The sequence below is a fragment of the Enterobacter sp. JMULE2 genome, assembly GCF_013337145.1.
Lineage (GTDB): Bacteria > Pseudomonadota > Gammaproteobacteria > Enterobacterales > Enterobacteriaceae > Enterobacter > Enterobacter mori.
In genome coordinates, this window is sequence record NZ_SGWD01000017.1 from 309,001 (window position 1) to 322,472 (window position 13,472).

A 13,472-nucleotide genomic window follows, 5' to 3' on the forward strand; every position below is an offset into this window, starting at 1 on the left:
TTATTCATGGCTAGTGCCGGTCTTCTTTAAATGCTGATCCCGGTCAACTTCTAAAAAGTGGTAATCGTGTTCTTCTGCCTGTCGAATCTCGCCCTGCAATATCTGTCCGAAACTGAAATCGGGCAGTACCGGGGCATCCAGCGCCGGGCGACTTTCATCGCGCACTTTCTCCGCTTTCTTCTCAAGCAGACCCAGACGGCGTTCAGTTCGCGCCCGCTCCTGACGTTCCATCTCTGTGACGGGGATCGCAGCGCGGGTGTTGCCATTCCACAGCGCCTTACAGATAAACGCGCCATCCGTTTTTCGGACGATGACTTCTTCCGCGCTGCGCGTGTCGTAAGCCACTCGCACCTCAACGCCATCAAAATCAGCCAGGTCATGAGAGAAGTAACGGTTGTTGTTGAGTCGCACCCAGCCGCGCTCGACGGTGCGCAGCTCCTCCGGCATAAACATTTCCCGCAGCTCCACCTCGGTAAGGTATTCAATTTCATCGCCTTCCGTTGCGAGTACCGCCTCCCGGTAGCGGGCGGGGGTGAGGTGTTTCCCGTTGAACCTCGGCAGCTCGCTGTGCTCATGGCTGTTGTTGTAGCTGTCGATCTCCTCCTGAATAATCTGCATTACAACGTCCCATTCCGGCACAGCCTGCACGGCGTGACGCTGGCGTGCATTCAGCGGCTTACCCTGACTGAGTGCGTTTTCCGCAGACTCAACTGCCACCATCAGGCGGCGATGGTTGTCACGGTCAGCACCGCGCCCGTTATAGGTCGGCGCTCGCTGGGCGATAGCGTAGGGAATGACGCCGTTCAGTCGCTCAATAATGCCGCGCGCCTGCGGGTTGCCGGGTATGCCCGTCATGTGCTCAATACCCAGACGCGGGAAAATACCCGTTGTTTCTGCATCCAGCGTTTTGTTCTTCTGCCCGGAACCGTTGTCGGTATAAACAAACAGCGGCTTTCCGTAGTGCTGTATTGCGTAGCGGTAAGCCTCCGACACGCCGCGCACGTTCTCCGAATAAGAGAGGCTCCAGCCCACAACAAAGCGTGAACGGCCATCGATAACCAGCGTCAGCTCTGGCGTAAATGCCGTTTTGCTGATTGGGTGTTTTACCTTCATATCCAGAGACTTACCGTCACAAACCCAGCAGCCATTCACCGGCATGGTGGACCAGTCGCGGCGGCTGTAGACTTCCAGCGCCCGCGCCGCTGAGCCGGTAACACGACCGCGCAGGCGCTCGCGTTTTGGTAGTTTCTTCATCACGCGGCAAACGGCGTCATACGAGGGCATGACCGCCAGCATGGCGGGCTGGTCATGAAACTCGCGCTTCCAGTCAGCAGAGAAATCGCGATAACAAAAGCTCATGGTTGGGCCGTTGGTATTGCGCCAGTAAGACAGGAAACGTGGCAGCCAGCTGACATCCTCCGGCTTCGTCGCTTTATGATGACCAGGTGCCAGCATCGCCAGCCGTTTGCTGGTATCGTTTACCGTCAGCTGATAAACCGAATACCACTCCTGAAGACTGGCGCGTCCGACACCCAGACGTTTACCCTTGCGGGCGTTTGCCAGCTCAGCCATCTGCATCACCGGCCCCGGCAGGGTGCCGTTGCGGGAGCCTTCAACAATGTAATTTACGGCTAAGTTTCGACTCAGCCCGCCCTGGATAATCAGCTTCATGACCTCCTGGGCGAGCGCTGCACGTGCATCGGCGATTTGTTTTTGCTTCCCGGTCAACTGGTCAATCTCACGCTCCAGCAGCGCAGGGCACTGCTGAAGAACCTGTAAGGCTTCGCGGGGTTTAATCGTCGTCTTACGGGGGGCATCGACAGAAGCTTCGGCGACACCCACCCCGGCAGGCGTTTCCATGAGTGACTCATAATGACGCTTGCGCAGAACCTCCTGCGTTTCAGCTGGCAGTGCATCGATGTGATATTCGAACGCTTTGGTGCCTTCACGCTTGCGCACCAGCTCTGAAACGCTACCGGTACGTTTTGCAAGCGACTCGCGGATCCCTTTTTCGGTCTTCGGCATACCCGGAAGACCGACAAGCTCTTTAACGACGAAAAACATAGTTATGACGCCTTACGCATATAACTGTTATTTCTGGCTTCGTAGCGACTCGGCCAGATAGATTCCGGTGTTGTTCCCAGAGCGTCAGCGACGATCTGCTCGTAACGTACGCAAGGGACACGCAAAACACTTTTCAAAGAATCAGCCTTGTAACCAGCCTCAACTGATAAAGAGCGCAACGTGATTCCACGGCGGTGCAATTCCGCTTTGATGATTTCCGGGTGCCAGTCTGTGCTGCGCACTTCATTTCTAACCGTCATTGAATTACCCTTAAAAGTTATCCGTGCGGAATATCCGCGCGGGTATCTGTACGGATAAGTTTAAGACGCACAAAAGAACCTTTGCAAGGTGTTTTTTGGCTTTTGGGTGTTTTTATTTATTTTATTAAATAAATCAATGAATTATTAGGAATAAAACCCAGCATGAAAAAAGAACTAAAAGGTGTTTTTGACGAGCAGGAAAAAGAACCTGTCATTGAGCGAATCTTCAAGCTTATTGATCGATATCCATCAAGAAGCGCTGCCGCCAGAGCTTGGGGGGTAAACATCAATACCATTAAAAACTACTACCGGAGACAAGATATTCAGCCGATACCGAGACCAGCTCTTTTAAAGAAGATTGCAGAGCACGAAGGTGTTTCTCTTGAATGGCTTAAAACAGGTGAAGGAGATGGACCTCAGTTGCCTCATGTAGCACACACCAAAAAAACACCATTAAGCCCAAATACACCACCCGTATCAGGTGCTGGCTCTGACGGGCTTTATGGATTGCTCAGCTTACTAACTGAAGAAGAACGGCAAACACTTTATCTGGCCATGGTGAGAAAAGGCGTCGACACTATGCTCGAGTTGATTGACCAACTTGCCTTGCTGTCACCGTCAGAACTTGAGAGGGCTATTCGTCTAGTCCAGCAGATTAGAGAGGGGGCTTCTGAGGGTGATCTCGAAAATGAGCTGACTCACCCCACGCACAAACAAGCCGGGTAAAAGGCCGTATGCAGCTACGCCATCGCAGGGCAGCGAATTGTATGATTGGAGGTACGCATGACTAGAGGAAGGCTTTCACCTCAGGCGGCAAAAGCGCATACGGCGATTTTATGGTTTGCTTGTAAGACAGACGTGGTTCGCAAAACATTGAAGTGTGATTTGTAGAGTTTAGAGAAGATGAACACAAAAAGAGACAGCCACGCACCGTGGTTAAAAGACGTTTAAAAGCGATCATAGCAGTGTTGAAATAGTCCATAATTTCCTGCAAAAAAAAGTATTTTTCCGTACATGTATCACGATAGTCCAAAATCGTGATTTTGCTGCAAAACATTACGCCTCAAGGCCTCGCGCCGATTCTCACGAACCCAATCTCAGTCCAGAATTGATCACCTCCCCACATGGCGCTGCGCTTATCCGGCCTACGGATCGGTGCAGTGCCACCGGTTATTTCGGGAACTGATATGGGAACTATGATGGATTACGAAGAGTACTCTCCCAAAGAGCAACTACAGCTAACGGTCTGCCAGCGTCTGATCGCGGAAAAGAGCTACCTCTCCCAGGAGGAGATCCGCCGGGATTTGCAGGAGCGTGGTTTTGAGACCATCAGCCAGTCCACCGTTTCACGTCTGCTCAAGTTGCTTGGTGTCATAAAAATTCGAAATGCCAAAGGTCTAAAAATTTATTCGCTGAATCCCCAGCTGCGCCCTGCCCCTGATGCCGCGCGCACCGTCTCCGAAATGGTGGTGAGCGTGGAGCACAATAGCGAATTTATCCTTATCCATACCGTTGCCGGATATGGCCGCGCGGTGGCGCGTATTCTGGATTATCACCAGTTACCGGAAATTTTAGGCGTGGTGGCCGGAAGCAGTATCGTCTGGGTCGCCCCTCGCATCGTGAAGCGCACCGCGCTGGTGCATAAGCAAATTAATTATTTACTCAGAACGCATTAATATTCATAAAGAACCGTTTGCATTGAGTAAAGCGTGCATTAAATCGCTTGATCCGCAAAACGAGCTGCGTATAATGCCCGACAATTTGCCGGGAGGAAGCATGGTCAAGCGTGTACGACATATCGTCTTACCGCGTCTGAAATCAGACGCTGGCCTGCCGTTTTTCTTCCCGTTGCTAAACCTATTCCCAGAGCCCCTCATTTGAGGGGCTTTTTTTTGCCCGGCGTCAGGAGATAAACATGAATCCGCTTTATCAAAAACACATCATTTCCATAAACGACCTCAGCCGCGAAGAGCTGGAACTGGTTCTGGAAACCGCGGCAAAACTGAAGGCCAATCCGCAACCGGAGCTGCTGAAGCATAAGGTGATTGCGAGCTGCTTCTTCGAAGCCTCGACCCGCACGCGCCTCTCCTTTGAGACCTCCATGCACCGCCTGGGCGCGAGCGTGGTGGGCTTCTCGGACAGCAGCAACACGTCGCTGGGTAAAAAAGGCGAGACCCTGGCGGATACCATTTCAGTCATCAGCACCTACGTCGACGCGATTGTGATGCGTCACCCGCAGGAGGGCGCGGCGCGTCTGGCAACCGAGTTTTCCGGCGGCATTCCGGTACTGAACGCCGGTGACGGTGCCAACCAGCACCCGACGCAGACCCTGCTGGATCTGTTCACCATTCAGGAGACCCAGGGCACGCTCGAGAACCTGAACATCGCCATGGTCGGTGACCTGAAATATGGCCGCACCGTCCACTCCCTGACCCAGGCGCTGGCGAAATTTAACGGCAACCGCTTCTTCTTCATCGCGCCTGACGCGCTGGCGATGCCGCAGTACATTCTCGACATGCTGGACGAGAAAGGCATTCAGTGGAGCCTGCACGCCAGCATCGAAGAGGTGATGGGCAACGTGGATATTCTCTACATGACCCGCGTGCAGAAAGAGCGTCTGGATCCGTCCGAATACGCCAACGTGAAGGCGCAGTTCGTGCTGCGCGCCAGCGACCTTGAGGGCGCACGCGACAATATGAAGGTGCTGCATCCGCTGCCGCGCATCGATGAGATCACCACAGACGTGGACAAAACGCCGCACGCCTGGTATTTCCAGCAGGCCGGAAACGGCATCTTCGCCCGCCAGGCGTTACTGGCACTGGTTCTGAATCGCGAATTGGCTCTGTAAGGGGAAACGACAATGACACACGATAACAAACTCCAGGTTGAAGCCATCAAGCGTGGCACCGTGATTGACCACATCCCTGCGCAGGTGGGCTTTAAGCTGCTGACGCTGTTCAAACTGACCGAAACCGACCAGCGCATCACCATCGGCCTGAACCTGCCGTCAGGCGAGATGGGCCGCAAAGATCTGATCAAAATCGAGAACACCTTCCTGACCGACGAGCAGGTCAACCAGCTGTCGCTGTACGCGCCGGACGCCACCGTTAACCGCATCGACGATTACGACGTGGTGGGTAAATCCCGCCCGAGCCTGCCGGATCGTATTGAGAGCGTGCTGGTCTGCCCGAACAGCAACTGCATCAGCCACGCTGAGCCGGTTTCCTCCAGTTTTGCAGTGAAAAAGCGCGCCAATGACATCGCGCTCAAATGCAAATACTGCGAAAAAGAGTTTTCTCATTATGTGGTGCTGGCCAACTAATTGAGGTTGGTAAAGGATCCCGGCCTCCCTATAATGGCCGGGACTCTTAAATCAGCTGTTATTCTGGAGAAATCATGACCAAAGTACTCGCGACGGAAAATGCACCAGCGGCTATCGGCCCATACGTTCAGGGCGTTGATCTGGGCAGCATGATCATCACTTCGGGCCAGATCCCGGTGAACCCAAAAACCGGTGAAGTTCCGGCCGACGTCGCGGCCCAGGCGCGTCAGTCGCTGGAAAACGTGCAGGCGATCGTGGAATCCGCGGGCCTGAAAGTGGGCGATATCGTGAAAACTACCGTTTTCGTGAAAGATCTGAACGACTTCGCCACCGTTAACGCCACGTATGAAGCTTTCTTCACCGAGCACAACGCCACCTTCCCGGCGCGCTCCTGTGTGGAAGTGGCCCGTCTGCCAAAAGACGTGAAAATTGAAATCGAAGCGATTGCCGTACGTCGCTAATTGATCTCAATAATTCATGGGCGGCTTCGGCCGTCCTTTTTTTTGGCTATTTTTCCTCTCACCGCAGCATGACGTCCCCCGCCTGCCATTAATAACATTGCGCTGCATATTTATTATTAATGGACTAACAATGAAACTTTCGAAAATAGCGCTGGCGGTGGCGACGATGGCCGTTGCGTCCTCCGCTTTGGCGCACGGTTATATTGAATCACCTGCCAGCCGCGCTTATATGTGTAAGCTCGGTCAAAATATTGATTGCGGTTCCGTACAGTATGAACCGCAGAGCGTGGAGAAAACCTCCGGCTTCCCGACGGGGGCGCTACCGCCGGACGGCCAGCTCGCCAGCGCGGGGATCGCTAACTACTCCCAGCTGGATAAACAGAGTATGAATGCCTGGACGAAAACGCCGATGACCGCCGGCGCGCATGAATTCGTCTGGTATCACACCGCGCCGCACAAAACCACCAACTGGCGTTACTACATCACCAAGCAAAACTGGGATCCGAATAAGCCCCTGACCCGCGATCAGTTTGAATTAACCCCGTTCTGTACCGTGAATGGAAATGGCCAGGCGCCTGAGATGCGTAAAGCCATGACCTGTAATGTACCTGCACGTACGGGTTACCAGGTGATTTATGGCATCTGGGAAATTGCGGATACCTCAAACAGTTTCTACCAGGCCATTGACGTTGATTTTGGGAACGGCGGCAACGTTACGCCGGATGAAAACCCGGGCGTTGTTTCCGAATGGAGCAAAACCCTGAGCGGGCAGATTGCCGGTAATAACCTGAACGCGGGCGATAAGGTCATTGCCCGCTTCTTCGACGCTCACGGTGAAGTCACGGCCATGCGCACCGACATGACGATCGCCACCGCTGCCCAGGGTGATGCCAACCAGTGGTCTTACGATCTGGCGCAGAAAATTAACGCCGCGCACCAGGGCGTCCGCGTCGGCGTGAAGGATGAAGGCGGCGAGATTAGCCCGGTTCACGGCGCGAACAGCGTCTACGTGAAAGACGGCAGCACGCTGAAATCCGTTGCAATCTCCTATGAGGAGCAGAAAGCGGAGGTTAACGAGACGATTACCGTCTCTGGCCTGCAGTACAGCAAAATCGAACAGGGCAACGCCACCGTGACCTTCCACGTGAATACCCACGGTAACGTCGATTTCGAAGCCCACGTCATGAACCATCACGGCGCGGAAAAAGGGTATCTCAAGCAGGAGATGAACAACGCGAATCAGGACGTCACCATGACGCTGACCGGCGTTGAAGCGGGTCATCATATGCTCAAGTACTACGCCACCAACAAAGACGGCACGCTGTTTGCGCAGGATGTCCTGAACCTGATGCTGGAAGGCGACGCGGCGGCGGATAACTCCGGTCAGCATGACTATATCTTCCCGGACAATATTGCGTCGTACAAAGCCGGCACCGTGGTGTTGCAGCCGAAAGACGGTAAGACCTACGAATGTAAGCCTTTCCCGTACAGCGGCTACTGCGTGCAGTGGAGCAAATACGCGACCCAGTTTGAGCCGGGCGTGGGTTCAGCCTGGAAAGAGGCGTGGGTTCTTAAGAACTGAGTTGCCTTCATGCCCGGCGGCACTGCGTTTGCCGGGCCTACACGTCACGTAGGCCCGGTAAGCGTAGCGCCACCGGGCGTTTTTACTACTGATTCCGCGTGGCGCGCAGCAGCGTCTCCAGCGGATACACCGCCGCAATGACCACTTCGTCCTGCACCTTCGCCGCGTTATCCAGCTCGCTCTGAATCGACGCGATCTCTTTATCATCCAGCGTGCCCTGGCGCGCCACAAGATCCGTCAGCCTCAGGCCAATCGAGGCCAGCTTATCCACTTCCTGAATCACCGGCTTCATCGCCTTCAGCTGATAGCTGTTTTCGCTTAGCGCCAGCGCATCGCTGGTGTTGCTCTGCCAGCGGTTAAAGGCGTGGCGCAGCGCGTCGGCGCTTTCCGTGTCTTCCGCATCGCTCACCAGACGGTCGGCCCATTTGTTCATCTGCCGCACCGTGGCGCTTTCGGCGTTCAGCGCATCCGCGAAGCGGTTGAGCGGTTCGAACTGATGATAATTTCCCGCCTGGAACTTCAGGTGCTGACGGGTGTAATACTGCGCGGGCTCTACCGCCTGCGCGAGGATCTGCAGCGGCAGGGTATCGGCATTGTTCGCCAACCGCGTGAACTGCACCTGCTGCTGGGTATGCTGCTGCAGCCCGACCGACACCGTCGACCAGCTGTCCATCGCCTGCAGGCGGGTGTACATGTTGTCGACATCGTTGACGTCCTTCGCTGACCACAGACGCTCCGCCACCGCAAAGGCGCGCGGCCACAGGCGGATATCCAGCACCGGTGCCACCACGTTTTCCGCCCACAGCGCCGCTTCGCCGCCAAGCAGGTTGGCCTGATTCGCCACGTCCGGCACGACCGGCGGAATGCCTTTCGGCACCTCGTCCAGACGCTTGCCGCTAATCGGGTAGCGGGTGTTCCCCACCAGGAAATAGCCGCTCAGCTTATCGTTATCAACGGAGACCACCGGGCGCGTTTCGCCCATCCAGGTGTCGACGGTAAACGTGACCTGATTGTCGTCACGCCATTCAATATCCTGCACCGCGCGGCGAGATTTCCCGGCAAAATCAATAAATCCACGCCAGCCGGCATCCCCTTTCACCAGCGTGAAGCTCCCCTCAACCGGCTTGCCCTTCAGGCGCGGCATGGTGAAGGCCCAGCTCTGGACGCTGTCGGTGTCTGCAATCACATCCACGCCGTTTAAGCCCTGCGGCACAATTTCATTCCGGTAGTGGTAAGCGGTAGATTGCGGTTGGTCGAGATAGAAGCCCGTCGACAGAATGCCCTTGTAGCCATTCTGCGCCACCTGCCCCAGCGCATCCTGCCCCTGCCAGGACTGGATCAGAATGCTTTTCGGCAGGTCGGGATGGTAGATCTCGTCCCAGCCGACCATCTGGCGGTGATGCTTCTCGAGGATCGTCTCCAGCTTGCGGTTGAAATACGCCTGCAGCGCGTGGCTGTCCGCCAGCCTGTTGTCGCGCATGAAATTCTGGATCGCGGCGTTCGCTTTCCACTGGCTGTCGTCCACCTCATCGCCGCCGATGTGCAGATACGGATCGGGGAAGATCGCCGCCAGTTCGCTGACCATCGCGTCGGCGAAGGTGTAGGTTGCGTCTTTTGTCGGATCCAGCACCGGCTTCAGGACGCCCCAGTGGCGCTCCATTTCATAAGGCCCGGGGGCGCTCATCAGCTCCGGATAGGCCACGGCAATCGCCGAGGCGTGGCCCGGCATGTCGATCTCCGGCACTACGCGAATGCCGCGCTCGGTAGCGTAACGCACCACCTCGCGCATCTGCTCTGGCGTGTAGAACAGCCCGTCGCTGGCAAGCTGCGTCAGCCTAGGGTAACGCTTCGAGCTGAAGCGCCAGCCCTGATCGTCGGTTAAGTGCCAGTGCAGAACGTTGAGCTTCGCCGCGGCCATGCCGTCGATCTGGCGCTTGATATCCGGCAGCGGAATAAAGTGACGCGCCGAGTCCAGCAGCAGCCCGCGCCACGGGAAGCGCGGTGAATCTTCAATGGTGACCCACGGTAGCGAGGTGTTTTCCGCTCCGTTCTGCATCAACTGGAGCAGCGTTTCCATGGCGCGCTGCGCGCCGAAGCGGGTGTTGGCGGAGATATCGACGCCGTTGGCGTCCACCGTGAGCTTATAGCTTTCATCGCTGTCCGGCAGCGGCTGCGGCTTCACCTTTTTAGCGATGGCAATGCGGATGGTCGGCTTATCAGGTTTGTCGGACTGCGGCTGGAGCGTCCAGCCGGTTTGCAGGGCAATGCGCTGGCGCAGGCGGTTGACCGCGTCACCGAGATCGTCGCCGCTGACGCTAACGGAAATTTTATCGTTAAGCACCAGCGCGCCCTGTGTCGTCGGGCGTTCGACCTTAGCAGGCCAGGGCATCAAAGGGAGATCGCCTGCCGGAGCGGCGAAGGCAGAGGTGCCGAGCATCAGCCCGGCGGTTAAGAGACTGTACCGTAACATGAATGTTCCTTATCTGACGGGCCAAATATACCCGTCATACTTCAAGTTGCCTGTGCGTTGGCTGCACTCGTTCACCCCGGTCACTTACTTATGTAAGCTCCCGGGGATTCACTCCTTTGCCGCCTTCATGCAACTCGAATTATTTAGGGTAGAAAGGCAAAACATTCTGTTAACATGCGCTCAATTTGTCGTCAAGCGAATGCGCTGACGGAGATCACAGGTTGTTGAATTTGAGAGAAAAGCCAGTTGCCGGGTGGCGGCTTCGCCTTACCCGGCCTACGTTCGGATCGTAGGCCCGGTAAGCGCAGCGCCACCGGGCTTGCCGTTACTGCCACCCATACCGACGCGCATAGAACCCTTTCACCATCTGGGTCAGCACCATATAACCGGCGAGGATCGCCACCAGCCACGGGAAGTAGCTCAGCGGCAGCGCCTGCAGCTGAAGGTAGCTCGCCAGCGGTGAGAACGGCAGCGCGATGCCGAGCGCCATCACAATGCCCGTCATCACAATCAGCGGCCACGCCGCGCGGCTCTGAATGAACGGGATACGACGCGTGCGGATCATGTGCACAATCAGCGTCTGCGACAGCAGTCCCACCACGAACCAGCCGGACTGGAACAGCGTCTGGTGTTCCGGCGTGTTGGCGTGGAACACAAACCACATCAGGCAGAAGGTCAGAATGTCGAAGATGGAGCTGATCGGCCCAAAGAACAGCATAAAGCGGCCCAGATCGGCGGGGTTCCAGCGCTGCGGCTTCTGGATCTGCTCGTCGTCCACGTTATCAAACGGGATCGCCACCTGAGAGACATCGTACATCAGGTTCTGGATCAGCAGGTGCAGCGGCAGCATCGGCAGGAACGGCAGAAACGCGCTCGCCACCAGCACGCTGAAGACGTTACCGAAGTTGGAGCTGGCGGTCATTTTGATGTACTTGAGCATGTTGGCGAAGGTGCGGCGGCCTTCGATTACGCCCTCCTCCAGCACCATCAGGCTCTTTTCCAGCAGGATGATATCCGCCGCCTCGCGGGCGATGTCCACCGCGCCGTCGACGGAGATACCAATATCCGCCGCACGCAGCGCGGGCGCGTCGTTGATGCCGTCGCCCATAAAGCCCACCACGTGTCCTTCGCGACGCAGCAGCGTGACGATGCGCTCTTTGTGCATCGGGGTCAGGCGGGCAAACAGCGTGGTGCGCTGGGCAAGCTTCGCCAGCTCATCGTCGGAGAGATGTTCAATATCGCTCCCCACCACCACGTCGCCCGCGTCCAGCCCCACCTCATGGCACACTTTGGCCGCCACCAGCTCGCTGTCTCCGGTGAGAATTTTGACGGTAATACCGCTCGCCTTCAGCGCCTTCAGCGCCGGTGCGGTGGTCTCTTTCGGCGGATCGAGGAAGGCGATGTAACCTTCGAGGATCAGATCGGATTCGTCGATACGCTGATAGTCCCCTTCACGCGCGGGCAGGAACTTGCTGGCGACGGCTACCACGCGCAGCCCCTGACGGTTCAGGTTATCGGTGACGCGTTTGATGCGGCGCAGCATGGTGTCGTCCAGCGGCACGATGTCGCCGTTATGGCGAACCTGCGTCGACACGTTGAGGATCTCCTGCAGCGCGCCTTTACAGATCAGCTGGTGGACGTCCTGCTGCTCGCTCACCACCACCGACATGCGACGGCGCTCGAAGTCGAACGGGATCTCATCCACCTTCTGCCAGCGGCGGGAGAGCGTGCGGGCGGATTCTTCGTCTACCCCTTCCAGCACCGCGACGTCGAGCAGGTTTTTCAGCCCGGTCTGGTAGTGGCTGTTCAGCCACGCGCTGTGCAGCACGCGCTCGCTGGTTTTACCGGCGACATCCGTATGGTTCTCCAGCACGATTTTGTCCTGCGTCAGGGTGCCGGTTTTATCGGTACAGAGGATGTCCATCGCGCCAAAGTTCTGGATGGCGTCGAGGTGTTTGACGATCACCTTCTGTTTAGAGAGCTTCACCGCCCCGCGCGCCAGCGTGGAGGTGACAATCATCGGCAGCATTTCCGGCGTCAGGCCGACGGCCACGGAGAGCGCGAACAGCGCCGCTTCCCACCAGTCGCCCTTGGTGTAGCCGTTGATCAGCAGGACGATCGGCGTCATCACCATCATAAAGCGGATCAGCAGCATGCTGACGCGGCCAATGCCTTTCTGGAAGGCGTTTGGCTCGCTCTCCTGCTCGCTGACGCGTCCGGCAAGCTGTCCGAACCAGGTGTTGCCCCCGGTAGCGGTGACAATCGCCTGCGCGGTGCCGCTGACCACCGTGGTGCCCATAAAGCACAGGGTGTCGCACTCGAGCGGGTTCATCTGCTGCGGGTCGCGGCTGCGCGCCACCTTTTCAACGGGCAGGGATTCCCCGGTCAGCGAGGCCTGCGCCACAAACAGATCGCGCGCCTGGATGATGCGTAAATCCGCCGGGATCATATCCCCCGCCGCCAGCTTCACCAGATCGCCCGGCACCAGCTGGTCAATAGGCAGCTCCACCCAGGCATTTTCGCCGAGATCGTTAATCACGCGCGAGACGGTCGCGGTGTTGCTGACCATCGCCTTGAGGGCATCCGCCGCTTTGGTGGAGCGGGCTTCCTGAATGAAGTTCAGCAGCGTGGAGATGCCCACCATCAGGGCAATGACGCCTGCGGCAAACAGGTCTTCAGTGGCGTAGGAGATGATGCCCAGCACGGTCAGCAGCAGGTTGAACGGGTTGCGGTAGCAGAGCCACAGGTGTACCCACCATGGGGAGGGCTTTTGCGCCGGGATCTGGTTATCGCCGTGCACGGCGCGGATTTTTTCCACTTCTGCGGCATTCAGCCCTTCCGGGTGACCGCCAAAGGCGCGCCAGACTTCGTTTTCATCCATTGCCGCCGCGTGCAGGCAGCGTTCGGTCAGGGACGCGGGGATCGCCGCCCCCGCCATATTTTTGGCGTCTGGCAGCGGGTCGCGCTGAACAAGACGGTGTGGCAGGTGGCGGCTCAGCAGGGCCTGCAGCTGCCGGGTGATATTTTTAAACATAGGCATTCCTCCGCATCCGCAAGCGCGGACGCAGCATTTCCTTCAGGCGTGGCAAAGCCTTACCTGAGAGGCACTTAATTTTTCAAGCAGGAACGTTTAAGACGCTACTGCCTCACGCCGGTGAGACAGCAACAAGGCTGGCTTACCGGAAAGAACGTTTTCTCCCGTTCAGGAGAGGTGTGGGATCGGGATCCATGTGGCCTCCGGTAAGTAAAAATCAGGGTGTCGCCGCGCAGTATAAGGATTTAACCATACCGTTTGTGGCTAATCGGGCGGTAT

General features: G+C 56.9%; 11 protein-coding genes and 1 pseudogene. 7 read left to right on the forward strand and 5 right to left on the reverse strand.

Annotation, left to right across the window (positions count from 1 at the left end; translation table 11 throughout):
• Complete coding sequence (locus tag EXW94_RS23750) at nt 1-2,064, reverse strand: Mu transposase C-terminal domain-containing protein (protein WP_174341183.1); 2,064 nt, start codon at nt 2,062-2,064, stop codon at nt 1-3.
• A gap of 2 nt (nt 2,065-2,066) precedes the next feature.
• Nucleotides 2,067-2,324, reverse strand: coding sequence for a helix-turn-helix domain-containing protein (locus EXW94_RS23755; RefSeq protein ID WP_174341184.1), 258 nt, complete (start codon nt 2,322-2,324; stop codon nt 2,067-2,069).
• Nucleotides 2,325-2,486: 162 nt separating this feature from the next.
• On the opposite strand from EXW94_RS23755, the gene EXW94_RS23760 reads away from it, so the two are divergent.
• Nucleotides 2,487-3,050, forward strand: coding sequence for a hypothetical protein (locus EXW94_RS23760; protein WP_174341185.1), 564 nt, complete (start codon nt 2,487-2,489; stop codon nt 3,048-3,050).
• A gap of 470 nt (nt 3,051-3,520) precedes the next feature.
• Nucleotides 3,521-4,000, forward strand: coding sequence for an arginine repressor (locus EXW94_RS23765; RefSeq protein ID WP_032608385.1), 480 nt, complete (start codon nt 3,521-3,523; stop codon nt 3,998-4,000).
• A gap of 3 nt (nt 4,001-4,003) precedes the next feature.
• On the opposite strand, the pseudogene EXW94_RS23770 reads toward EXW94_RS23765, so the two are convergent.
• Nucleotides 4,004-4,121: pseudogene (locus EXW94_RS23770) on the reverse strand (hypothetical protein).
• On the opposite strand from EXW94_RS23770, the gene EXW94_RS23775 reads away from it, so the two are divergent.
• From EXW94_RS23775 to gbpA, 5 genes are all read left to right on the forward strand, one after another.
• Nucleotides 4,101-4,205 carry a pyrBI operon leader peptide gene (locus EXW94_RS23775; RefSeq protein ID WP_071524139.1) on the forward strand — a complete coding sequence of 35 codons (105 nt, stop codon included), beginning with the start codon at nt 4,101-4,103 and terminating at the stop codon, nt 4,203-4,205. The pseudogene EXW94_RS23770 and the gene EXW94_RS23775 overlap by 21 nt on opposite strands.
• Nucleotides 4,206-4,239: 34 nt before the next feature.
• A complete protein-coding gene (pyrB, locus tag EXW94_RS23780; RefSeq protein ID WP_089599762.1) occupies nt 4,240-5,172 on the forward strand; it encodes an aspartate carbamoyltransferase in 933 nt (310 codons plus the stop codon).
• A gap of 12 nt (nt 5,173-5,184) precedes the next feature.
• Nucleotides 5,185-5,646, forward strand: a complete 462-nt coding sequence (pyrI, locus tag EXW94_RS23785) for an aspartate carbamoyltransferase regulatory subunit (protein WP_003863370.1) — start codon at nt 5,185-5,187, stop codon at nt 5,644-5,646.
• 74 nt (nt 5,647-5,720) lie between these two features.
• The gene (ridA, locus tag EXW94_RS23790; protein WP_014882305.1) at nt 5,721-6,107 is read left to right on the forward strand and encodes a 2-iminobutanoate/2-iminopropanoate deaminase; all 387 of its coding nucleotides are present in this window, start codon (nt 5,721-5,723) and stop codon (nt 6,105-6,107) included.
• A gap of 130 nt (nt 6,108-6,237) precedes the next feature.
• Complete coding sequence (gene gbpA / locus EXW94_RS23795) at nt 6,238-7,689, forward strand: N-acetylglucosamine-binding protein GbpA (protein WP_174341186.1); 1,452 nt, start codon at nt 6,238-6,240, stop codon at nt 7,687-7,689.
• Nucleotides 7,690-7,774: 85 nt separating this feature from the next.
• On the opposite strand, the gene EXW94_RS23800 is transcribed toward gbpA, so the two are convergent.
• Both EXW94_RS23800 and mgtA read right to left on the reverse strand, forming a co-directional pair.
• Nucleotides 7,775-10,159, reverse strand: coding sequence for a beta-N-acetylhexosaminidase (locus EXW94_RS23800; RefSeq protein ID WP_174341187.1), 2,385 nt, complete (start codon nt 10,157-10,159; stop codon nt 7,775-7,777).
• A 325-nt stretch (nt 10,160-10,484) separates the two neighbouring features.
• Nucleotides 10,485-13,193, reverse strand: coding sequence for a magnesium-translocating P-type ATPase (gene mgtA, locus EXW94_RS23805; RefSeq protein ID WP_174341188.1), 2,709 nt, complete (start codon nt 13,191-13,193; stop codon nt 10,485-10,487).
• Nucleotides 13,194-13,472 lie beyond the last annotated feature (279 nt).

Excerpts from the sequence above, each read along its gene's own strand:
- EXW94_RS23750 (WP_174341183.1), bottom strand. The coding sequence starts at position 2,064 with ATGTTTTTCGTCGTTAAAGAGCTTGTCGGTCTTCCGGGTATGCCGAAG.
- EXW94_RS23755 (WP_174341184.1), bottom strand. The coding sequence starts at position 2,324 with ATGACGGTTAGAAATGAAGTGCGCAGCACAGACTGGCACCCGGAAATC.
- EXW94_RS23760 (WP_174341185.1), top strand. The coding sequence starts at position 2,487 with ATGAAAAAAGAACTAAAAGGTGTTTTTGACGAGCAGGAAAAAGAACCT.
- EXW94_RS23765 (WP_032608385.1), top strand. The coding sequence starts at position 3,521 with ATGATGGATTACGAAGAGTACTCTCCCAAAGAGCAACTACAGCTAACG.
- EXW94_RS23775 (WP_071524139.1), top strand. The coding sequence starts at position 4,101 with ATGGTCAAGCGTGTACGACATATCGTCTTACCGCGTCTGAAATCAGAC.
- pyrB (WP_089599762.1), top strand. The coding sequence starts at position 4,240 with ATGAATCCGCTTTATCAAAAACACATCATTTCCATAAACGACCTCAGC.
- pyrI (WP_003863370.1), top strand. The coding sequence starts at position 5,185 with ATGACACACGATAACAAACTCCAGGTTGAAGCCATCAAGCGTGGCACC.
- ridA (WP_014882305.1), top strand. The coding sequence starts at position 5,721 with ATGACCAAAGTACTCGCGACGGAAAATGCACCAGCGGCTATCGGCCCA.
- gbpA (WP_174341186.1), top strand. The coding sequence starts at position 6,238 with ATGAAACTTTCGAAAATAGCGCTGGCGGTGGCGACGATGGCCGTTGCG.
- EXW94_RS23800 (WP_174341187.1), bottom strand. The coding sequence starts at position 10,159 with ATGTTACGGTACAGTCTCTTAACCGCCGGGCTGATGCTCGGCACCTCT.
- mgtA (WP_174341188.1), bottom strand. The coding sequence starts at position 13,193 with ATGTTTAAAAATATCACCCGGCAGCTGCAGGCCCTGCTGAGCCGCCAC.